Annotated in this window: 15 protein-coding genes; 7 read left to right on the top strand and 8 right to left on the bottom strand. The window is 71.5% G+C overall.

Annotated features, from left to right (window positions below):
• Positions 1 to 31 precede the first annotated feature (31 nt).
• Positions 32 to 1417, top strand: a complete 1386-nt coding sequence (locus tag ABZX22_RS06380) for a glycine--tRNA ligase (protein WP_354906540.1) — start codon at positions 32 to 34, stop codon at positions 1415 to 1417.
• A gap of 105 nt (positions 1418 to 1522) precedes the next feature.
• Here ABZX22_RS06380 and ABZX22_RS06375 read toward each other — a convergent pair whose 3' ends face one another.
• Positions 1523 to 2434, bottom strand: a complete 912-nt coding sequence (locus ABZX22_RS06375) for a dienelactone hydrolase family protein (protein WP_354906539.1) — start codon at positions 2432 to 2434, stop codon at positions 1523 to 1525.
• 153 nt (positions 2435 to 2587) lie between these two features.
• On the opposite strand from ABZX22_RS06375, the gene ABZX22_RS06370 reads away from it, so the two are divergent.
• Positions 2588 to 4132, top strand: coding sequence for a protein kinase (locus ABZX22_RS06370; protein WP_354906538.1), 1545 nt, complete (start codon positions 2588 to 2590; stop codon positions 4130 to 4132).
• A gap of 225 nt (positions 4133 to 4357) precedes the next feature.
• A complete protein-coding gene (gene ppdK, locus ABZX22_RS06365) occupies positions 4358 to 6991 on the top strand; it encodes a pyruvate, phosphate dikinase (RefSeq protein WP_354906537.1) in 2634 nt (877 codons plus the stop codon).
• Between the two features lie 84 nt (positions 6992 to 7075).
• Here the strand turns inward: ppdK and ABZX22_RS06360 are convergent, their stop codons facing one another.
• Positions 7076 to 8548 carry a M48 family metallopeptidase gene (locus ABZX22_RS06360; RefSeq protein WP_354906536.1) on the bottom strand — a complete coding sequence of 491 codons (1473 nt, stop codon included), beginning with the start codon at positions 8546 to 8548 and terminating at the stop codon, positions 7076 to 7078.
• A 131-nt stretch (positions 8549 to 8679) separates the two neighbouring features.
• Here ABZX22_RS06360 and ABZX22_RS06355 point away from each other — a divergent pair, with 131 nt between their 5' ends.
• Positions 8680 to 9900, top strand: coding sequence for a deoxyguanosinetriphosphate triphosphohydrolase (locus tag ABZX22_RS06355; RefSeq protein ID WP_354906535.1), 1221 nt, complete (start codon positions 8680 to 8682; stop codon positions 9898 to 9900).
• 79 nt (positions 9901 to 9979) lie between these two features.
• Complete coding sequence (locus ABZX22_RS06350; protein ID WP_354906534.1) at positions 9980 to 11134, top strand: FAD-dependent oxidoreductase; 1155 nt, start codon at positions 9980 to 9982, stop codon at positions 11132 to 11134.
• A gap of 23 nt (positions 11135 to 11157) precedes the next feature.
• Here ABZX22_RS06350 and ABZX22_RS06345 read toward each other — a convergent pair whose 3' ends face one another.
• Positions 11158 to 12024, bottom strand: a complete 867-nt coding sequence (locus ABZX22_RS06345) for a M23 family metallopeptidase (RefSeq protein ID WP_354906533.1) — start codon at positions 12022 to 12024, stop codon at positions 11158 to 11160.
• 209 nt (positions 12025 to 12233) lie between these two features.
• Here ABZX22_RS06345 and dnaG point away from each other — a divergent pair, with 209 nt between their 5' ends.
• Positions 12234 to 14075 carry a DNA primase gene (gene dnaG, locus ABZX22_RS06340; RefSeq protein WP_354906532.1) on the top strand — a complete coding sequence of 614 codons (1842 nt, stop codon included), beginning with the start codon at positions 12234 to 12236 and terminating at the stop codon, positions 14073 to 14075.
• Positions 14076 to 14147: 72 nt separating this feature from the next.
• On the opposite strand, the gene ABZX22_RS06335 is transcribed toward dnaG, so the two are convergent.
• On the bottom strand, positions 14148 to 15617 hold the full coding sequence (locus tag ABZX22_RS06335) for an amidohydrolase family protein (RefSeq protein ID WP_354906531.1): 1470 nt from the start codon (positions 15615 to 15617) through the stop codon (positions 14148 to 14150).
• Entirely contained in the window at positions 15614 to 16870 is a 1257-nt protein-coding gene (locus ABZX22_RS06330; protein ID WP_354906530.1) for an MFS transporter, read from the bottom strand. The genes ABZX22_RS06335 and ABZX22_RS06330 overlap by 4 nt, the downstream gene beginning before the upstream one ends.
• A 606-nt stretch (positions 16871 to 17476) precedes the next feature.
• Between ABZX22_RS06330 and rpoD the strand changes: the two genes are divergently transcribed.
• Complete coding sequence (gene rpoD, locus ABZX22_RS06325; RefSeq protein ID WP_354906529.1) at positions 17477 to 18580, top strand: RNA polymerase sigma factor RpoD; 1104 nt, start codon at positions 17477 to 17479, stop codon at positions 18578 to 18580.
• A 74-nt stretch (positions 18581 to 18654) separates the two neighbouring features.
• Here rpoD and ABZX22_RS06320 read toward each other — a convergent pair whose 3' ends face one another.
• Genes ABZX22_RS06320 through ABZX22_RS06310 form a run of 3 tightly spaced genes read right to left on the bottom strand, consistent with a single transcriptional unit; the run spans position 18655 to position 21583 of the window.
• Entirely contained in the window at positions 18655 to 19503 is an 849-nt protein-coding gene (locus ABZX22_RS06320) for a transporter substrate-binding domain-containing protein (RefSeq protein WP_354906528.1), read from the bottom strand.
• Positions 19500 to 20882, bottom strand: a complete 1383-nt coding sequence (locus ABZX22_RS06315; protein ID WP_354906838.1) for a hypothetical protein — start codon at positions 20880 to 20882, stop codon at positions 19500 to 19502. The genes ABZX22_RS06320 and ABZX22_RS06315 overlap by 4 nt, the downstream gene beginning before the upstream one ends.
• Positions 20882 to 21583, bottom strand: coding sequence for an FHA domain-containing protein (locus ABZX22_RS06310; RefSeq protein ID WP_354906527.1), 702 nt, complete (start codon positions 21581 to 21583; stop codon positions 20882 to 20884). Before ABZX22_RS06310 ends, ABZX22_RS06315 begins: the two co-directional genes overlap by 1 nt.

Below are 21583 nucleotides of genomic sequence, written 5' to 3'. Positions count from 1 at the left end.
GCCGACCTCCAGCCGGAAAGAGATTCAGCCAATGGCACGCCGGACCGACGTCATGGATACGATCGTCAGCCTCGCCAAGCGACGGGGGCTCGTCTACCCGTCGAGCGAGATCTACGGAGGCCTGCGCGCGTCGTGGGACTACGGTCCGCTGGGCGTGGAGCTGAAGAACAACGTCAAGCGGCAGTGGTGGCTGTCGATGGTCCAGGCCCGCGAAGACGTGGTCGGCCTCGACTCCTGCGTCATCCTGGCCCCCGAGGTGTGGCAGGCCAGCGGCCACGTCGAGACCTTCACCGACCCGCTGACCGAATGCCAGTCCTGCCACAAGCGCTTCCGCGCCGACCACCTCGTCGAGTCCTACGAGGACAAGCACGGCAGGTCGCCCGAGCACGGCCTGGCCGACATCACCTGCCCCAACTGCGGCAACAAGGGCGCCTTCACCGAGCCGCGCCAGTTCAGCGGCCTGCTGAAGACCTACCTCGGCCCGGTCGAGGACGAGTCGGGCCTGGCCTACCTGCGCCCCGAGACCGCCCAGGGCATCTTCATCAACTACGCCAACGTCCAGCAGTCGGCGCGCAAGAAGATCCCCTTCGGCATCGGCCAGATCGGCAAGTCGTTCCGCAACGAGATCACGCCGGGCAACTTCATCTTCCGCACCCGCGAGTTCGAGCAGATGGAGATGGAGTTCTTCGTCAAGCCGGGCACCGACGAGGAGTGGCACCAGTACTGGATCGACGAGCGCTACCGCTGGTACTCCGACCTCGGCATCAACAAGGACAACCTGCGGCTCTACGAGCACCCGCGGGAGAAGCTGTCGCACTACTCCAAGCGCACCGTCGACGTGGAGTACCGCTTCAACTTCGCCGGCTCCGAGTGGGGTGAGCTCGAGGGCATCGCCAACCGCACCGACTTCGACCTCAACGCCCACTCCAAGGCCTCCGGCGTCGACCTGTCGTTCTTCGAGCAGGACACGGGCGAGCGCTACGTGCCCTACGTCATCGAGCCGGCCGCCGGTGTCGACCGGGCCACGCTGACGTTCCTGCTCGACGCCTACACCGAGGACGAGGCGCCCAACGCCAAGGGCGTGCTGGAGAAGCGCACGGTGCTGCGCCTCGACCACCGGCTGGCGCCGGTCAAGGTCGCGGTGCTGCCGCTGTCGCGCAACGCCGACCTGTCGCCCAAGGCCAAGGACCTGGCCGCCCAGCTGCGCAAGCGCTGGAACGTCGAGTTCGACGACGCGGGCGCGATCGGCCGCCGCTACCGTCGCCAGGACGAGATCGGCACGCCGTTCTGCATCACGGTCGACTTCGACACCCTCGAGGACCAGGCCGTGACCATCCGCGAGCGCGACTCGATGGGGCAGCAGCGCATCGCGCTCGACCAGGTCGAGTCCTACCTGCGCCAGCACCTCAACGACTGAGCCGCCCAGTGCTGACCGCGCCCGACCCCGGGCGCGGTCGGCTCGGAAGCGCCGTGGGCATGGGCCGAGTGGCGGTACTTCCGTCGAGATCGACAACGGCTGGGCTCAGGCCAGGTGGGTGCCGAACCAGCCGATCATCCGCTGGTAGGCCTGGTTCGCGGCCTGCGCGTCGTATCGCGGGCCCGTGTCGTTGAAGAAGGCGTGGCCGACGCCGGGACAGGTGACGATCTCGTACTCGAGGCCCGCCTTCTCCAGCGCGGCCCGCGCGGCGTCACGGGTGGCGTTCACCCGGGCGTCCTGCTCGGCGTAGATCGCGAGGACGGCCGCCCGGTCGCCGGTGAAGTCGGCGCCCTCGGGAAGCGGGCCGTAGAACGGCACGGCCGCCGACAGCCGCGGCTCCTTGCCGGCCAGCAGCAGCCAGGTCATGCCGCCGCCGAAGCAGAAGCCCACCATGCCGAGCTTGGCGCCCTCCTCCCGCTTGGACAGCTCCGTCAGCGCCGCCTTCATGTCGGCGACGAACCGCTCGGGCGGGATCTCGCCCAGCTTGGCCGTGACCTGCGCGGTGTCGCTGAACGACGCCGTGCCGCCTTCGCGCGACAGCAGGTCGAGCGCGAGCGCGGAGTAGCCGCTGGCCGCCAGCCGTCCCGCGACCGAACGGATGTGGTCGGTGAGCCCGCGGTTCTCGTGGATGACCAGCACCGCGCCCTTGGGCTGCCGGGCCTGCGCCCAGGCGCCCTGCAGGGTCACGCCCTCGGGTCCCGGGAAGGTGACGGCCTCCACCGGCAGCGGTGAAGGCCCGGCGGGGGAGGGGGACGCGCCGGCGGGCGGGCTCGGCGCGGGCGTGGCGGTCGCGGCCACCTGGTCGCCCGCGCCGCACGCGGCCAGCAGCGCGGTGGCCGCCGACAGGCCGATCCCGAGGAGGCCGAGCCGCCGCAGGGCCTCCCGGCGCGGGATGAGCCCTTCGGCGTGATCGAGTGCGATCTCTTCCGCGAGGTAGCGCTTGAAGGGTGACATCATGCCGGGATCGTAGGCCGCGCGACCGAAAGACCTGGTAAAGCTCGCGAGGTGGGTGGGCTGCGGAATCGGGCGCCGACGATCAACCCACTCGCCGGGGTCGTCACCATATAGGTTGGCTCGGAATACGAGACATCTGAGCCATTGGCGGGAAATATGCCGGAAATGCTGGACGGGCGCTACCAGCTGGACGAGCAGATCGGGCGCGGCGGTATGGGCGAGGTCTGGCGGGGACTCGACCCGCGGACCGGCAGGGGCGTCGCGGTCAAGATCCTCGCGCCGCAGGTGACGCAGCCCGCGGCCCGCGAGCGGTTCGCTCGCGAGGCTCGCGCCGCCGCCCAGATCGTGCACACCAACGTGGTCACCGTGTTCGACACCGGTGAGCAGGACGGGCGCCCCTACCTGGTGATGGAGCTGCTGACGGGCCGCAGCCTGGCCGAGGAGCTTGAGGACGGTCACCGGTACACCATCCCCGAGGTGTGCCGGCTGATGAGCCAGGCGGCCGCCGGTCTGGACGCGGCGCACCGGGCGGGGGTGGTCCACCGCGACGTCAAGCCGGCGAACCTGCACCGCACGGCGGACGGCACCCTCAAAATTGTTGACTTCGGCATCGCGCAGGTGGCCAGCGAGGCCTCCAGGCTGACGACGGTGGGCACCGTGGTCGGCACGGCCGCCTACCTCGCGCCCGAGCAGATCAACGGCGAGGCCGGCACCGCCGCCTCCGACCTGTACGCCCTCGGTTGCGTCGCCTACGAGCTGCTCTGCGGCCAGCCGCCGTTCTCCGGCGGCGCGGCCGACCTCATGCGCAAGCACGTCTTCGAGGCGCCCGTGCCGCCCGGCCAGGTGCGTCCCGACGTGCCCGCCCCCCTCGACCGGCTGGTGATGTCCATGCTGGCCAAGAACCCCGCCGACCGGCCGGCCTCCGCCGAGCAGGTACGGCAGGCCTTCGCCGCCTTCGCATTCCCCCAGGCGGCCCAGACGGCGCCGAATCCCGCCCCGCTGGCCGTGCCGAACCCGACGGCCGTGCTGCCCGCCCACGACCCGGCCGTCCTGCCGCCCCATGACCCGGCCGTGACGACGGATCTGCGTGGCGGCCCCGCGGTCCCCGTGACGGGCACGATGCTCGCCGGCACCGGCACCGGCACGGAAGCCCGGCCCGCCTCGGAGGGCAGGAAGCTGGCGCTGCAGGCGCTGGCCGGGGTGGTGCTGATCGCGGTGGGGGCGCTCGCGGTGACGATGTTCAACAGCGGAGGCGAGGAGCCCCGCCCCACACCCACCCCCGCGGCCGTGGTGACGGCGGATCCGGACCCGGCGCCGCCGTCCGCCACCGCGAGCCCCGAGCCGTCGTCCCTGGTCGAGGCGGAGACGCCCGGCGCGGACGACACGGACTCCGACGAGGACGACGAGCCCTACGCCAGCGAGGCCTCCGAGTACATCCCTCCGGGCGGCTGGAACAGGTGGCTCGAAGGCCTCGACAAGGCGGTCTACAAGCAGCAGGCCGCGGGCGGGATCGAGCAGGGCCTCGCGGACAAGGCTCACGAGAGAGTCAGGGAGGCCGCCAGGGCGGCGATGCGCGGTGCGGAGGCCGAGGCGAGGGAGGAGGTCTTCCACCTGGTCAAGGACGTGTTCAAGGCCCAGCGCAAGGGCAAGCTGGAGGACGGCCCGCTGACGCAGTACATCGCGAAAGCCGGGCTCAGCTAGCGGGGACGAACGGCGCCGGAGGTTTCCTCCGGCGCCGTTGCCGTGTCTGCCAAGTGCGGTCAAAGAATTGGTTTACACCAATTGGTATAAACCAATAAATTTCCAGTGGATTAGACCGGTGTATACCTTCTGAGCTGGAGAAACGGGGATTTAACCGTTGAGTGCAGTTTCGTGCTGTTCTTTATCGGTAGAGTCCGGAACGGAGGCGTTCGCAAAGGAGTTGTGGTGGCCAAGTACGTTTACGACTTCACCGAGGGCAACAAGGATCTCAAGGATCTTCTCGGCGGAAAGGGCGCCAATCTGGCCGAGATGACGAATCTCGGGCTGCCCGTTCCCCCCGGATTCACGATCACCTCTGAGGCGTGCCGCCACTACCTGGCGGAGGGCGCGGTACCCGACGGCCTCGAGGCTGAGGTCGCCGAGCATCTGAAGGCGCTGGAGTCGGCCATGGGCAAGAAGCTCGGGCAGGCCGACGACCCGCTGCTCATCAGCGTGCGGTCGGGGGCCAAGTTCTCGATGCCGGGCATGATGGAGACGGTCCTCAACATCGGGCTCAACGACGAATCCGTCCACGGCCTGGCCAAGCAGGCGGGCGGCAACGACCGCTTCGCCTGGGACTCCTACCGCAGGCTCATCCAGATGTTCGGCAAGACCGTGCTGGGCATCGACGGTGAGCTGTTCGAGCACGCCCTGGAGTCGCTCAAGGGCGCCCGCCAGGACACCGACCTGTCCGCCGAGGAGCTGCAGGGCCTGGTCGAGACGTACAAGGGCATCGTGCGCGAGCAGACGGACAGGGACTTCCCCGCCGACCCGCGCGAGCAGATGCGGCTGGCCGTCATGGCCGTCTTCGACTCGTGGAACGCTCCCCGCGCCATCCTCTACCGCCGCCAGGAACGCATCCCCGCCGACCTCGGCACCGCGGTCAACATCGTGGCCATGGTCTTCGGCAACCTCGGCGAGGACTCCGGCACCGGTGTGGCCTTCACCCGCGACCCAGGCTCGGGACACCAGGGCATCTACGGCGACTACCTGCAGAACGCCCAGGGCGAGGACGTCGTCGCCGGCATCCGCAACACCATCCCGCTGCAGGAGCTCGAGCGCATCGACAAGCACTCCTACGACGAGCTGCTGCAGATCATGGAGAAGCTCGAGAACCACTACCGCGACCTGTGCGACATCGAGTTCACCATCGAGCGCGGCAAGCTCTGGATGCTGCAGACCCGCGTGGGCAAGCGGACCGCGGCCGCGGCCTTCCGCATTGCGACGCAGCTCGTCGACCAGGGCCTCATCACCCTCGACGAGGCCGTCACCAGGGTCAGCGGCGACCAGCTCGCCCAGCTGATGTTCCCCAGGTTCGCCGCCGACGGCGAGCGCGCGCTCATCACCAAGGGCATGAACGCCTCGCCCGGCGCGGCCGTCGGCAAGGCCGTCTTCTCCTCCGAGCGGGCCGTCGAGCTGGCCGCCGCCGGCGAGCAGGTGATCCTGGTCCGTCGCGAGACCAACCCCGACGACCTGGCTGGCATGATCGCCGCCCAGGGCGTGCTCACCTCACGCGGCGGTAAGACCTCGCACGCCGCCGTGGTCGCCCGCGGCATGGGCAAGACCTGCGTGTGCGGCGCCGAGGAGCTCGAGGTCGCCACGAGCGAGCGCCGCTTCACCGCCCCCGGCGGCATCACGGTCGACGAGGGCGACGTCATCTCCATCGACGGCAGCACGGGCGAGGTCTTCCTCGGCGAGGTGCCGGTGGTCGACTCGGCCGTGGTGGAGTACTTCGAGGGCAGCCGGCCGGACGACGAGCTGGTCCGCGCGGTCGACCGGATCATGCGGCACGCCGACTCGGTACGGCGGCTCGGCGTGCGGGCCAACGCCGACACCCCCGAGGACTCCGCCCGCGCCGTGCGGTTCGGGGCCGAGGGCATCGGGCTGTGCCGTACCGAGCACATGTTCCTCGGCGACCGCAGGCAGCTGGTCGAGGACCTGGTCCTCGCCACCTCCGACGAGGAGCGCCAGGCCGCGCTGGACGCCCTCGAGCCGCTCCAGCGGGCCGACTTCACCGGCATCTTCGAGGCCATGGACGGCCGGCCGGTCACCATCCGCCTCATCGACCCGCCGCTGCACGAGTTCCTGCCCGACCTCGTGGAGCTGTCGGTCAAGGTGGCCACCGGCGACGCCGGCGACAAGGACCGCACGCTGCTGGCCGCCGTCAAGCGCCTGCACGAGCAGAACCCGATGCTCGGCCTGCGCGGCGTACGGCTCGGCCTGGTCATCCCCGGCCTGTTCGCCATGCAGGTCAGGGCGATCGCCGAGGCGGCTCGCGCGGTGCCGGGCGCCAAGCCGGAGATCATGATCCCGCTGGTGGCGGCGGTGCAGGAGCTGGAGGCCGTCCGCGAGGAGGCCCTCGCCATCCTGAGGGAGACGGGCGTCGACGCGCTCATCGGCACCATGATCGAGACGCCGCGGGCCGCGCTCACCGCGGGCCAGGTCGCCGAGGCCGCGCAGTTCTTCTCCTTCGGCACCAACGACCTGACCCAGATGACGTGGGGCTTCTCCCGCGACGACGTCGAGGCCGCGTTCTTCTCCCGCTACCTGGAGATGGGCATCTTCGGCGTCTCGCCGTTCGAGACCCTCGACAGGGACGGCGTCGGCCGCCTCGTCAGGATCGCGGCGGGGGAGGGCAGGGGGACCAGGGCTGATCTCAAGCTCGGCATCTGCGGCGAGCACGGCGGCGACCCCGACTCCGTCCACTTCTGCCACGAGGTGGGGCTCGACTACGTGTCCTGCTCGCCGTTCCGCATCCCCGTGGCGCGCCTGGAGGCGGGCCGCGCCGCCCTGACCGTCGACACCTCCGACACCCGCTGAGTCACCGGGCCGCCGGATCGCGAGGGTCCGGCGGCCCGCCCTTTCGCGCGGGGACCGGACCGCGAGGGTCCGGCGGCCGCCTTCTCAGGCGGGGACGAAGTCGGGCTTCACACCCAGCCCCGCCAGCCACGACCGCATGCCGGGCACGCCCGAGGGGTCGGCGACCACCTGGGCGGCGTACTCCGCCACCAGGACCTCCTCGCCGTCCTCGAACAGCAGCCTGGCCGGGCCCGACCACGACAGCGTCCAGCGGGCCTGCCCGTGCTGGATGAGCGTCGCCTCCAGCGCCTGCCCGAGGACACCCGCGAGCAGCGAGCCGGAGTCGTTCCAGCCGAGCTGCCGCAGCTCGGCCTCCAGCGCCGCGTGCTGCCCGCGCGCCACCGCCTCGAAGGCCGCGTCGAGGTACGGCACGCCCGCCCCCATGACCCGCTGCCCGGCCACCGCCAGGTCGCGCAGCGCCTCCTCGTTGCGCGCCGCGTACATGCCGGAGGCGACCAGGTCCTCCCACGAGACCGGGCGCAGGGTGGTCAGCGCCTCCTGGGTCCAGAACGACTGCTCGACCGCCTGGGCCGCCACCGTCGCGTCCCGCAGCAGCGTGGTGGCCGGGCGCGGGTCGGGGACGTGCGCGGGCTCGGGCAGCCGCTCGATCGCGGCCAGCCGCTCGGCGAGGCTCGGGTGCGAGTCGTAGGGGGAGATCTCCTCCGGCTCCGCGGCGAGCCTGGCCAGCTCCGCCTGCCGTACCGGATCGCCCATGAGGGCGCGGAAGCCGCCGAACACCGACGAGGGCCGGTTGCCCGCCAGGCCGGCCATCCCCATGTAGCGCTCCATGAACAGCTCCCACGCCTGCGCCGCGGTGTGGATCTTCCGCAGCGCGCCCGCCATGGCCGCCCTGCCCGCGATCGCTACGGCGAACGAGTCGGCCTCGAGCTCCTGGCGCCGCGAGACCGCCTGGGAGACGCGCAGGTAGAGCTTGGCGTAGTAGGCGAAGAGCCGCTGCACGAAGGGGTGGTTGCCGAGTCCCTGCACGGTGGCGACCAGCGCGACCCTGCCCCGGTAGACGGGCGCGCCGAGGCGGGTGTGCGCGCCGCTGTAGTGGCCGAGCTCGTGCCCGAGCACGGCCCGCGTCTCGTCGACCGTCAGCGACTGCAGCAGCGGCAGCCCGATGTACATGCGCCGCCTGGTGGCCGCCAGGCCGAGCAGCCGGGTGTCCTCGGCGACGGCGGCGTTGACCTCGCCGACCAGCCTGATCTCGTCCGGCGGCGCCGTCTTGACCCGCTGCGCGAGCTCCTCGACCGTCCGCCACAGCTCCGGCTCCTGCTCGCGGGTGACGGCCACCCCCGGCTGCTCGCCCTGCTTCCTGCGGCTGACCATCCACAGCGCCCGCACCAGCGCCCCCGCCGCCAGGGTCAGCACGATCGCGATCTTCAGTCCGGCGGCGTGGAAGTCGAGGAAGAGGTAGACGTCGAAGAAGACGGCAGCGGCCAGGACGAGGCCGACGAGCACGTAGAAGCCGGCCAGCAGGGTGAAGGCCAGCACGGCACGGAACGCGGTGGTCACGCGGATGACCTTATAGGGCCATAAACCGGATTCTGACGGGACCTTACCGAAAAACTGACTCGCCACGAGGCGGTGCCGGACCCGGTCCACCACGGCTCCACCCGGCCCCGATGGGTAAACTCACAGCACTTATGGGCCAATACACCGACCACGACCAGGAGCGATGGGTACCGGAGCCGCCCGGCGACCCCGATCGGGGCGCGTTCGCGCGCGACCGGGCCAGGGTCCTGCACAGCTCGGCCCTGCGCAGGCTCGCGGCCAAGACGCAGGTGGTGGGCCCCGGTGAGACGCTCGGCGTCGGCCAGCACATCCCGCGCACCAGGCTCACCCACTCGCTCGAATGCGCCCAGGTCGGCAGGGAGATGGGCGCCGCGCTCGGCGTCGACCCCGACCTGGTGGAGACGGCCTGCCTGGCCCACGACCTCGGTCACCCGCCCTTCGGCCACAACGGTGAGGCCGCGCTCGACGAACTGGCCGCCACCTGCGGCGGCTTCGAGGGCAACGCGCAGAGCCTGCGCCTGCTGACCAGGCTCGAGCCCAAGGTGCTGACGGAGGACGGCCGCAGCGCCGGGCTCAACCTGACCCGCGCCTCCCTGGACGCCGCGGTCAAGTACCCGTGGCCGCGCGGCCGGGGCGGCAAGTTCGGCGTCTACGACGACGACCTGCCGGTCTTCGAGTGGATCAGGGACGGCGCGCCCGCCCGGAGGGTGAGCTTCGAGGCGCAGATCATGGACTGGGCCGACGACGTCGCCTACTCGGTGCACGACCTGGAGGACGCCCTCCACTCGGGCCACGCCACCCCCGAGGCGCTCAGGTCACGGGCCGAGCGCGAGGCCGTCTGCGAGCTGACCCGCCTCTGGTACGTCCCCGACGCCACCGGCGCCGAGCTGGAGGCGGCCTTCGACCGGCTGCTGGCCGCCCCGCTGTGGCCGCGCCGCTTCGCGGGCACACTGGCCGACCTGGCCGGGCTCAAGGCGCTGACCAGCGGCCTGATCGGACGGTTCTGCCGGTCGGCGCAGGCCGCGACCAAGGAGGCCTTCGGCTACCGCCACCGCGCCGACCTGGTGGTGCCGCGGGCCACGCGGCTGGAGTGCGCGCTGCTCAAGGGAGTGACCGCGCACTACGTGATGACGACGGAGGACCACCACGCCAACCAGGCGCGGCAGCGGGAGCTGATCTCCGAGCTGGCCTCCCTGATCACGCTGGGCGCGCCGCACACGCTCGAACCGGCGTTCCGGCCCGCGTTCGTCGAGGCGAAGGACGACGCGGCACGGGTGCGCGTGGTGATCGACCAGATCGCCTCCCTCACCGACACCTCCGCCGTCGCCTGGCACCGCCGCCTGTCCGGCTGACCCGCCCCGCGCGATTCGCCGGGGCCGGGTGCGAGCGTCGGACCTGCGATGACGGCGCCGAAGGACGATACTCCAGAACATGGCAACCTTTGTGATCGTCGGCGCCGGGCTCGCAGGGGCCAAGGCGGCGCAGACGCTGCGGGAAGAGGGCTTCGACGGCGAGGTCATGCTCATCGGAGCCGAGAACGAGCGACCCTACGAGCGGCCGCCGCTGTCCAAGAGCTACCTCCAAGACAAGAGCGAGCGAGAGAAGATCTTCGTCCACCCGCCGGAGTGGTACGCCGACAACGCGGTCGACCTGCTGCTGGGCACCGCCGTCACGGAGATCGACCTCGACGGCCACCAGGTCACGCTCGCCGACGGCGCCCGCCGGCCGTACGACAAGCTGCTCATCGCCACCGGCGCCCGCCCGCGCCGCCTGCCGGGCGCGGGACCCGTGCGCTACCTGCGGACCGTCGGCGACAGCGAGGCGCTCAAGGAGCGTTTCGCCCGCGGCGGCAAGGTCCTGATCATCGGCGCCGGCTGGATCGGGCTGGAGACCGCGGCGGCGGCCCGCGCGGCGGGCTGCGAGGTCACCGTCGTCGAGCCGGAACCCACCCCGCTGTTCAGGGTGGTGGGGCCCGAGGTCGGCAAGGTCTTCGCCGACGTCCATCGCCGCCACGGCGTCGACCTGCGCCTCGGCGTCGCCGCCGACGAGGTGACCGACGACGGCGTACGGCTCGGCACGGGCGAGGTGCTGACCGCCGACCTGGTGCTCGCCGGCATCGGCGCCGCGCCCGACGTCGAGCTGGCCCGCAGGGCGGGGCTCGAGGTGCGCGAGGGCATCGTCACCGACGCCGCCCTGCGGACCTCGCACCCCGACGTCCACGCGGCGGGGGACGTCGCCGAGTCCTACAACCCGCTCTACGACAGGTGGATCCGGGTGGAGCACTGGGCCAACGCGCTCAACGGCGGGCCGGCCGCGGCCAGGTCGATGCTCGGCCAGGACGTCGTCTACGACCGCGTGCCGTACTTCTACACCGACCAGTTCGAGATCGGCATGGAGTTCTCCGGCGACACCCGGGGCTACGACGAGGTGTTCATCAAGGGCAAGGACCTGGAGTTCATCGCCTACTGGCTGCGCCAGGGCACGGTCATCGCGGGGATGAACGTCAACATCTGGGACGTCGTCGGCGACATCCAGAACCTCATCCGCTCCGGCGGCCCGCTGCCGGAACGCGGGCCGACGCCCTGACGCCCGCCAGGCAGGGGGAACCGTCAGAGCGTCGAGGTGTCGTTGAGCGACGGCGTCGGAGTGGGCGTCGGCGTGGCCGGCTTCTTCTTGCGCGGCCGCTTCTGCTCCTCCTTCTCCGGCTCCTGCTGGGGCGTCGACCTGCCGGCGCACAGCGTCGTGCAGGCGGGCGTCTCGCCGACCTCGCCGCGCAGCCTGAAGGTCTCCTCCTTCGGGGAGAGCGTGCGGTTGCCCTTGTCCCAGGCGTCCAGGTAGTCCCACGGCTCGACCATGCCGCGGCGCACCCACCAGTAGGCCGGGCCGGTCTTCCACGAGATCGCGAAGTAGAGGTTGGGCGCGGTGTCGCGGGCGTTGCCCGAGTTGCCGATCGTGCCGATCTTCTGCCCGGCCTTCACCTTCGAGCCCGGCTTGAGGTCCGGGACGACGGCGTCGAGGTGGCCGCCGAGGTAGCGGACGCCGTCCTCGCCGATGATCGAGACGAACCTGCCCTCGCGGTCGGGGCCGCGGTCGGTGGAGGGCGACCAGCGGTTGCCGGTGTTGATCTCGTCGACCACGCCGTCGACGGGCGCGACGAACGCGCAGCCCTTGGCCGCCCAGATCGTCGTCTTGGGCAGGATGAGCAGCTTGCGCTGGTAGCTGGTCTTGCAGCCCTTGACCGGGAAGGCGTAGGTGTACTTCGACACCTGCGGCGGCGGCACCTGCACCGGAGCCTCGGCCGCGGGCCGCTGGACGCCGGCCTGCTCGTCGGTGCCGGGGCCGGCCGAGGGGACCGGCGTCGCCGCCACGGCCTCGGCGGGGGCCTTCATGCTGACGCCCGCGACGCCGGTGGCGTGCGCGCATCCTCCGGTCAGCAGGACGCCGACCACCACCGCACTGAGAGGCCCCGAACGCATGATCTCCACCTGTGTCACAGTATCGAACGACAACCTTTACCTTTGTAACGGACCCGGCCCGTGACCACGACCGGTTTGCCGTTATCCGTCCAGCGGCCCCGTACGGCAGGCGACGCCGCGCAGGATCTCCGCCACGGGCTCCCGTGCCGGACGGGACGAGCATCCGCGCCGGGGCCGAAAGTGTCGGAGCGCGCCATTAGACTCGCCGCGTGGCAGGCCGGATCCGTGACGTCGACATCGCGCTGGTGCGCGAGCGTTCCCCGATCGCCGACGTGATCGGGGAGCACATCCAGCTCCGCAACGCGGGCGGCGGCAATCTCAAGGGCCTGTGCCCCTTCCACGACGAGAAGAGCCCGTCCTTCAACGTCACCCCCGAGCGGGGGATGTACTTCTGCTTCGGCTGCGGCGAGGGCGGCGACGTCATCACGTTCGTCGAGAAGATCGAGCACCTGTCCTTCCACGAGGCGGTCGAGCGGCTGGCGCAGCGGGCCGGCGTGCAGCTGCAGTACGAGCAGGGCGGCTACGTCCCCAAGCGCGACCAGGGGGAGCGGGCCCGGCTGATCGAGGCGCACAAGGCCGCCGCCGAGTTCTACGTCGAGCGGCTCTTCTCGCCGGAGGCGGCGCCCGGGCGCCGGTTCCTGTCCGAGCGGGGCTTCGAGCGGGCCGACGCCGAGCTGTTCGGCGTCGGCTACGCGCCCAACGAGTGGGAGGCGCTGACCCGTCACCTGCTCGGCAGGGGGTTCACCGCGGCGGAGATCGTCAAGGGTGGCCTGGCCAAGGAGGGCAGGCGCGGCCCGATGGACCGCTTCCGCGGGCGGCTCATCTGGCCCATCCGCGAGGCCACGGGCGACGTCATCGGGTTCGGCGCGCGCAAGCTCCTCGACAGCGACGACGGCCCCAAGTACCTCAACACCCCCGAGTCGCCCCTCTACAAGAAGTCGCAGGTCCTCTACGGCATCGACCTGGCCAAGCGGGAGATCTCCAAGCGCTCCCAGGCGGTGATCGTCGAGGGCTACACCGACGTGATGGCCTGCCATCTGGCCGGGGTGCCGACCGCGGTGGCGACCTGCGGCACCTCCTTCGGCGAGGAGCACATCAAGATCCTGCGCCGGTTCCTGCTCGACCAGTCCTCGGCCACCGGCGAGGTGATCTTCACCTTCGACGGCGACGCGGCGGGCCAGAAGGCGGCGCTGCGGGCCTTCGCCGACGAGCAGAAGTTCGTCACCCAGACCTACGTCGCCGTGCAGGCCGACGGGCTCGACCCGTGCGACCTGCGGGTCAAGCAGGGCGACGCGGCCGTGCGCGACCTGGTGGCCAGCAGGGAGCCGCTGTTCCAGTTCGCGATCCGCAGCACGATCTCCCGCTACGACCTGCGCACCAACGAGGGCAAGATCGCCGCGCTCGACGCGGCCGCGCCGATCGTGGCGGGCATCAAGGACACCGGGCTGCGCAAGCGCTACGCCATCGACCTCGACAGGTGGCTCGGCTTCATGGACGAGCGCTTCGTCATCGAGCGCATCGCCGAGGTCGGCGGGGCGCAGGTGGCCAGACAGCAGCGCGCCCCCAAGATCGCCGTCGTCGAGCCGCACGTGCGGGTCGAGGGCGAGCTGCTCAAGCTGGCCGTGCAGCGGCCCGCCCTGGTCGGGCCGCGCTTCGACGCGCTCGGCGCCGAGGCGTTCACCACGCCCGACCACGTCGCGCTCCACGCCGTCGTCGCGGCGGCCGGTGGCGCGGCGGCCGGAGGCGCCGGCGGCAGGGAATGGGTCGACCGGCTGCTGGAGCACGCGCCGGACGAGGCGGTGCGCGGGCTGATCACCAGGTTCGCCGTCGAGGCCATCAGGGCCGACGCCGAGGTCGAGCAGCGCTACGGCACCGAACTGCTGGCCGCCGTCGAGGGCATCGCGGTCGACCGGGCCATCGCCCAGGTGAAGTCGCGCCTGCAGCGGCTCAACCCGGTCGAGGAGCCCGAGGAGCACCGGCGGCTGTTCGGCGAGCTGCTGGGGCTCGAACGGCAGCGCAAGGCCCTCAGGGAGAACCCGGTAGGCGGCTAGACCGGCTGACCGGGCCCGGCTGAGCGCGCCCGGCTGGGGCGGGCGCCGCGACCGGGTCCGGCTGACCGGGTGTCAGGCTCTGACCGGGCGTCCGGGCAGGGCGGTCGGCAGCAGGTGACCGTCCAGGACCACGAACCTTCCGCCCACGATGACATGGGCGAACCCGGTCGAGGTCGCGGTCGTGGCGGTGTAGGTGGCGTGGTCGGTGACGGCGGCAGGGTCGAAGACCGTCAGGTCGGCGTCGCAACCCACCTGGACGCGGCCCTTGCGGCGCATGGCGGGCACGCCCGAGCCGACGACGTCGGCGGGGACGAGGGTGCACCTGCGCACGGCCTCGGGCAGCGACAGGACGCCGCTCTCCCGGACGAGTCTGCGCAGCGTCCTGCCGTAGGTGCCGGCCGTGCGCGGGTGGGTGACGGCGTCGCGCGCTAGCGGCCAGGACAGGGGGTCGGGCACGCCCGAGCGCCACAGCAGGGGGACGGCGTCGGTGGCGACGGCGGCGTCGGTGAAGGTGAGGGCGCGCTGGATGTAGTCGAACTGGGCGGGGTCGTCCTCGTCGAGCAGGTGGACGAAGGCGGCCGAGCCGGGCCGGGTCTCGCGGATCCGGCGCAGGGTGTCGGCGTCGGGGATGCGGCCCTCGGCGCCGAGCAGGCCGATCGAGTGCGGTGTGAGACCGCGCCGGTGGAGGAGTTCGGGGGCGAGGAAGGCCGCCCCGATGCCGGTCATGCCCGCGCCGTACGGGTAGGCCTCGGTGGTGACGCGCGAGCCTTCGGCGCGGACCTTCTCCACCAGGCCGAGCACGCGGTCGACGTGGCGGATGGAGGTGCTGTTGACGTGGCAGTAGTGCATGTGCGCGCCGGTCGTGGCGGCGGCGCGGACGACCTCCTCGGCCCCGTCGACGGGGGTGGTGGGGTCCATCTCGACCAGCTCGCGGGCGTGGGTGTAGGTGGGGAGCCCGGCGCGGGCGGCGAGCGCGGCCACGGCGAGGTATTCGGCGGGGTCGACGCGGGGCGCGTAGCCGACGAGGATGCCGATGCCGAGCGCTCCGTCGCCGAGGTCGCGCTCCAGCATGCCGATGACGCGGTCGATCGTCTGCCGCGGCGCGGCCCGCTGCCACTCCTCCCGGCCGATGTTGGCGACGAAGTCGTCCAGGTCGCCGCCGGTTTCCAGGCCGAGCAGGACGGCCATGCGGGCCACGGCCCAGGAGGTGGCGAAGCCGTAGTTGAGCGGCCTGCCCTCGGCCTCGGCCCTGCGGTAGGCGGCGGCCACGGGGTAGGCGCCGGCTTCGAGTTCCAGGACGGTGGTGACGCCGTCGAGGGCCTGCAGACGGTGGCCGGCGATGTCGGTGCTGTGGCTGTGCAGGTCGATGAAGCCGGGGCTGACCACCAGGCCGGTCGCGTCGACGACGGTGGCGCCGTGGAGCGGCTCCCCGGAGACCGCCCGGATGACGCCGCCGGTGACGCCGACGTCGCGTACGGCGTCCAGGCCGCTCTCGGGGTCGATGACCCGGCCGCGGGCGAGGACCAGATCGTATGTCGTCATGCGGGCTCCTTCGTGCCGAGGGTGAACTGCTCGGGGCGCTGGGGCACGATGAAGGCGATCAGCGCGCCGAGCACGGTGGTGGCGATGAGCAGGCCGAACGCCGCGGTGTAGGAGAACGCGTCGGCCAGGAAGCCCATGAGGACAGGGGCGATGACGCCGGCGATCTGGCCGCCGACGTTGACGACGGCCAGGCCGGATCCGATGACGGCGGGCGGCAGGACGCGGACGGGCATGCCGAGGATGCCCATCGAGGAAAGGCCTGCCACACCCATGGCGAGGGTCTGGTAGACGGTGAACCCGACGGCGGAGTCGGCCATCAGCATGAGCACCAGGAGGACGGCGGTGACCAGCAGCAGGGGGATGACGTAGAGCCTGGCCCGGTCGTGGAAGAAACGGTCGAACAGCCAGCCGCCGAGGAAGGTGGTCGCGCACGAGACCAGGGCGGGGATGGCCGCCATGACGCCGGTGCTGACGAGGGAGATGCCGCGTTCCTCCAGCAGGTAGCTGGGCACCCAGGTGATCATGCCGTAGCCCAGCATGTTGGTGGCGCAGAAGAGGGCGGCGAACTTCCAGACCGAGGCCGACCGGACGACGGCGCCGAGGCCGAGCCCCCTGTCCTGAACGGCGTCGGAGCCGTTGAGGTGGGCGGGCAGCGGCTTGGGCAGCAGCGTCCAGAGCAGCATCCCGATGACGACGCCGGCGACGGCCGTGACCCAGAAGGTGTGCCGCCAGCCCATGACGAGGATGAGCGGCGCGACGATGAGCGGGGCGATGCCGGCGCCGAGCGGGTTGGCGGCCAGCATGGCCCCGGCGGCCGTGGCGCGTACGGCGGGCGTGGTGCGTTCCGCGACGGCCTTGAAGGAGGCGCTGGGGAACAGCCCCTGGCTGACGCCGAAGAGGGCACGGATCACCAGGAGCGACGCCAGGCCCCAGGCGACGCCGGTGAGGGCGGTGAAGACCGACCAGAGCAGCAGGGCCACCATGAGCTGGCGGCGGGCGCCGAACCGGTCGGCCAGGATGCCGCCCGGCAGCTGGCACAACAGGTACACCAGAGAGAAGACGGTGATCAGCCAGCCCTGCTCGGTCCTGGTGAGCGCGAACTCCTCACCGATGAACGGCAGCGCGACGGCCATCATCACCCGGTCGACGTAGTCGATCACCCAGACGCCCATGAGCAGGCCGACGGTGACGATCGCGGTCCTTCGGACCGGTGCGGGCACGACAAGCTGGGGGGTGATTTCGGAGAGTCCCATGTGCGAACCTCCCGGGCACTCGGCCAATGGTTCCGCCACCCTCCATCAGGTGGCCCGGGCGTGCTTCGTCCGTGGAGATGAAGATGGCGCCGCCGACGGTGTGATCGCACGAAGACACGCGCGCGACGGCGAACTCAACGCGGTTCTGAGCCGGCCTGCGCGGCGCCGTCCTCGACCGGATCCTCGGGGTGAGGGAGAGGCGGCTCGTCGGGTGACCGTCCTCGGGTGAGGGAGAGGCGACTTCTCGGGTGACCGTCGTCGAGTGGGGAGCGCCGGCTCCTCGGGTGACCGCCTCGCGGTGGAGCCGTGGACGCCGCACCGTCTCGCGGAGAAGCCGGGGAGGCCGCGTCGCCTCTCAGGGGCGCGACGCGGGCAGGAGGCAGCGTTCAGACGCGGCCGGCCGCCTCCATTGCGAACCTGATCGCGTAATTGGCTTTTCTTTCCTGATCAAACTCAGGCCAAACATTAATAAGATCTCGATTTGGTAATGATGCAGATCTTACCTCGAGTGACAAAAATGGGTCTGCCATTTTATGGAAGCAATACTGCAGACTGTGTCCCGTGGGTGCATCGGTGCTGCCAAGTGGGCCGCCATCGGTAGACCAGGTGGCGGACCTCGTCGCGAAAGGAAGAGAGCGCGGAAGCGTTACCGTCGATGACGTAGCCGCCGCGCTCGACCGCTCCGAGCTGCCGTCCGACGCGCTGGAACGCGTCGTGCGGATGCTCGCGGAGAACGGGGTGGAGGTCCTCGAGCCGCAGGGCGACGACGAGACCGTCCGTCCTGATGAGGAAGACGTAGGCAAGCGGGCGCCGACCAGTGATCTGGTCCGCATCTACCTGCGCGAGATCGGCCGGGTCCCGCTGCTCACCGCCGAAGAGGAGGTCGAACTCGCCAAATCCATCGAGGCAGGGCTGTTCGCCGAGGACAAGCTCGCCAGCGGGATCGCCCGCCTGGCCCACCCCGAGTTCAGGGAACTGGTCTGGCAGGGCACGCGGTCCAAGCAGCGGCTGATCGAGGCCAACCTCAGGCTGGTGGTCTCCATAGCGAAACGGTATGTCGGGCGCGGCATGCTCTTCCTCGACCTGATCCAGGAGGGCAATCTCGGGCTCATCCGCGCGGTCGAGAAATTCGACTACACCAAGGGTTACAAGTTCTCCACCTATGCCACGTGGTGGATTCGCCAGGCGATCACCCGAGCCATTGCCGATCAGGCGCGCACGATTCGAATTCCCGTGCACATGGTGGAAACGATCAACAAACTGGTCAGGGTGCAGCGCCAGCTCCACCAGGACCTGGGGCGGGAGCCCGCGCCCGAGGAGATCGCGCTGGAGATGGACCTGCCGGTCGACCGCGTCGTGGAGATCCAGCGGATCGCGCAGGAGCCGGTGTCGCTGCAGTCGCCGATCGGCGAGGAGGACTCCGACCTCGGTGACTTCATCGAGGACGCCGACGCGGTGGTGCCCATGGAGGCGGCCGCGTTCATCATGCTGCAGGACCAGCTCGACGACATCCTCGCCACGCTGTCCGAGCGGGAGCAGCGCATCATCCAGCTGCGCTTCGGGCTGGCCGACGGGCACCCGCGCACGCTGGAGGAGGTCGGCAGGGAGTTCGGCGTCACGCGGGAGCGCATCCGCCAGATCGAGTCCAAGACGCTCGCCAAGCTGCGCCACCCCACCCGCGCCCAGATGCTGCGCGACTACCTCGACTAGCAATCACCTGGTCGCCGAGCCCCGGGAGCCGTCTCCCGGGGCTCCGTCGCGCGCCCGTCCGGTACGGCAGGCGGTCAGGAACAGCCCTCGAACTGCGGCACCGACACCGTGCCGATCGTCAGCCCCGAGGTCCCGAACCACTTGCGCAGCAGCATCCCGGCAGTGCCGTCCTGGTACATGTCGGTGATCGCGCGGTTGACCGCCTCGCAGCCGTCCACATCGCCCTTGCGCAGGCCCACGCCGGTGCGCTGCTCGTTGAACTGCGTGTTCACCAGCCGGACGCCGCGGCCCTCCCGTGCGGCCAGCCCCGCCAGGATCACGTCGTTGGTGGTGATCGCGTCGATCCGGCCGGACTTCAGCATGGCCATGCACTGGTCGTAGGTCGACGCGGGCACCACCGAGGCCGGGATCTGCCGCTCGTCGATCACCCGCTGGGCCGCGTTCGACCCCTGCACCTCGCAGATCTTCCGCCCGGCCAGGTCACGTACGTTCGCGATGCCCGTGGTCCCGTCGCGTACCAGGATGTCCTGGAACGACAGGTGGTAGGGGCCGGCGAAGGACACCCTCGTCTTCCGCTCCTGGGTGATGGAGAAGGTGGCGACCACCAGGTCGGCCTTCCCCTCGAGCAGCAGTCGCTCCCTGTCGGCGGCCAGCGCGGGCACGAACGTGGGGGTGGCGCCGAGCTTGCGCGCCAAGTAGGCCGCCACGTCGACGTCGAACCCCTCGAACCGGCCGTCCCCCTTCCTGAACCCGATCGCCGGCAGGTCGGGCCGGACGCCGATGACCAGGCGCTCCTTCCCGACGACGGACGACGCGGCGCCCGCGCCGCACCCGCCCGCCGCCCCCAGCACCGCGACCCCCGCCAGAACGGCCAGCATCCGCTTGGCCCGCATTCGGGTGGTCAGCATGCGCACCTTCTTCACCGGTACTCCTTCAGCCTCGGCCGCACCCCTGCGAACACGCCCGCCGCGATGACCAGGATCCCGGCTGGAACGAGCGCCTGCAGCCCACGCACCCCGTTCCCGCCGTCCGCGACCGCCTCGGCAAAGATGATCTTGTGCCGGTCGGCCAGCCGTACCAGCGTGGCGTCGTAGGCGTCGAAGGCGGCGCGTACGGGTCCGGTCAGCTCGGCCGTCGCCGCCGCGCCGGACCGGGCGCGCAGGTCCCTGTCCGCCTGCTGGAAGCGCTGCCAGGCGGCGGTGACGTCGTGGCCGCGCAACATGCCGAGGAAGCGGCCGTCGTGGAGCGAGCCGAGCGCGCCCTGGTAGGCGGGCAGGTTGGCGGCGGCGACGTAGACCAGCGACTGCGACTTGTCGAAGAAGGTGTGCTGGTAGGTGTCGGCGCGCACGCTGTCGAGCAGGTAGCGGCTCTGGTCGGCGTGCAGGCTGTTGCTGATCGCGCGGGCCCTGGCCAGGGTCAATACCGAGTCGAAGCCGTCGCGCTTGGCCGCGGTCAGCGCGGCGGCCTCCTGCTCCAGCACGACCGCGCCCGCGATCGCGCAGGCCGCCGTGGCCAGGGTGGCGGCCAGCAGCGCCGGACCGAGCACCCGGCGGAACCTGCGGGCCAGATAGACCTGCAGCCAGACCAGGCAGCCCAGCGCGAGCGCCCCGCTGAGCAGGGCGATCACCCGGACGGTGACCACCGTGGCGCGGCCGTCCTCGTAGGCGTGCCGCACGATCGTGCCGCTCTCCAGGGTGAGGTTGTAGGCCTGGGGGAGCAGCTCGCGCGTCATGAGGTCGGTCGCCCGCCGGTAGACCTCCAACGCCCGGTCACCTGCCTGCGCCGTGCCGCCGGACTGCGCCGTGCCGCCGGACTGGGCTGTGCCGCCGGTCTGCGCCGTGCCGTCTGCCTGCGCGGTGCCGCCGGACCGGGCTGTGTCGCCGGTCGCGGGCAGGGAGCTCAGGAGCAGGGCCTCGGCGGCCAGGCGTTCGTAGCGGCCGAGACCGTCGAGCACCGCGGCGATCGTGCGCCGTTCGGCCGGGTCGGCGCCGGCCAGGCGGTGCGCCTGGAGGAGCGCGTCCCCGACCTCTGTCCTGCGCCGGTCGTAGCGCGCCAGCGCGTCCTCGCGCCGGTCGCCGAGCAGCAGGGCGTCGGCCACCTGGGCGTCCATGTCGCTCAGGCCCATGTAGAGCCCGGCCGTCGCCACCACCTGCGGCCCCGCGTCGTTCCCGATCACCTGCAGCCCCTCGCGGGCGGCGGCGGTGCCGTACGCGAGGGTGGCGAACAGCAGCGCGAGGGTTGCGACGGTGACCGCGGAGATCACCTTGATGCGCCCGGGGACGGTACGGCGCGCCAGGAACATCACGGCGTGCCTCCGCGCAGCGTGATGACCGTCCACGCGCCGAGGTGGATCCGGTCGCCCTCGGCGACCGGCACCGCCACGTTGACCTGGAGCGGCTTGCCGTTGACGCGGGTGCCGTTGGCCGATCCCGGGTCCACCAGCGCCCACGTGCCGCCCGGCTGGGCCATGAGGACGGCGTGCAGGTGCGAGATCCCCGGGTCGGCGGGCGGCTCGCCCAGGTCGATCTCGGGCCTGGTGCCGCGGGTGACGCTGCGGCGGCCGATGCGGACCTGCGTGCCGGTCAGCGGGTAGACGCGTTCGGGGCGGTAGGGAGGGAAGACCATGGCGCCGGCGTCGGGCCCGTTCAGGGCGATGACCTCGTCGAAGTAGGAGCGGTCGGCGCCGACCACGACCTGCCACAGCGCGGGGGCGACGGGGTCGGGCAGCGGCGACTCGAAGTCGTGCCCGTCCACCTCGCAGAACCGCCCGGTCCGCGGCGTCCGGCAGATCGGGCACTCCTGCCCGCCGAAACCGCCGTCGCCCGGACCCGGCTCGGTGCCGCAGGACGCCGCCGGAGCCCCGGAACCGCCCGCCGCGCCGGGAGCGGCCTCCCCGGGAGTCGCGCCGGGAGCCGCCGCGTCGGCAGGGGCCATCCGCGCGCCGCAGACGTCGCAGTAGTCCGCGTCCTGGGACGTGTGCCCCTGAGGGCACGTCAGCGCCAT

Origin of the sequence: Nonomuraea sp. NPDC003804 (assembly GCF_040610675.1) — a bacterium.
In the GTDB taxonomy this organism is placed as follows: domain Bacteria; phylum Actinomycetota; class Actinomycetes; order Streptosporangiales; family Streptosporangiaceae; genus Nonomuraea.
The sequence above is the reverse complement of the archived record's forward strand: the minus strand, read 5'-3'. Positions and strand labels throughout refer to the sequence as shown.

Bases quoted from the DNA above. Each gene is read 5' to 3' on its own strand.
- ABZX22_RS06380 (WP_354906540.1), top strand. From the start codon at position 32: ATGGCACGCCGGACCGACGTCATGGATACGATCGTCAGCCTCGCCAAG.
- ABZX22_RS06335 (WP_354906531.1), bottom strand. From the start codon at position 15,617: ATGACGACATACGATCTGGTCCTCGCCCGCGGCCGGGTCATCGACCCC.
- ABZX22_RS06355 (WP_354906535.1), top strand. From the start codon at position 8,680: ATGGGCCAATACACCGACCACGACCAGGAGCGATGGGTACCGGAGCCG.
- ABZX22_RS06370 (WP_354906538.1), top strand. From the start codon at position 2,588: ATGCCGGAAATGCTGGACGGGCGCTACCAGCTGGACGAGCAGATCGGG.
- ABZX22_RS06375 (WP_354906539.1), bottom strand. From the start codon at position 2,434: ATGATGTCACCCTTCAAGCGCTACCTCGCGGAAGAGATCGCACTCGAT.
- ABZX22_RS06330 (WP_354906530.1), bottom strand. From the start codon at position 16,870: ATGGGACTCTCCGAAATCACCCCCCAGCTTGTCGTGCCCGCACCGGTC.
- ABZX22_RS06350 (WP_354906534.1), top strand. From the start codon at position 9,980: ATGGCAACCTTTGTGATCGTCGGCGCCGGGCTCGCAGGGGCCAAGGCG.
- ABZX22_RS06315 (WP_354906838.1), bottom strand. From the start codon at position 20,882: ATGTTCCTGGCGCGCCGTACCGTCCCCGGGCGCATCAAGGTGATCTCC.
- ABZX22_RS06310 (WP_354906527.1), bottom strand. From the start codon at position 21,583: ATGGCGCTGACGTGCCCTCAGGGGCACACGTCCCAGGACGCGGACTAC.
- ABZX22_RS06345 (WP_354906533.1), bottom strand. From the start codon at position 12,024: ATGCGTTCGGGGCCTCTCAGTGCGGTGGTGGTCGGCGTCCTGCTGACC.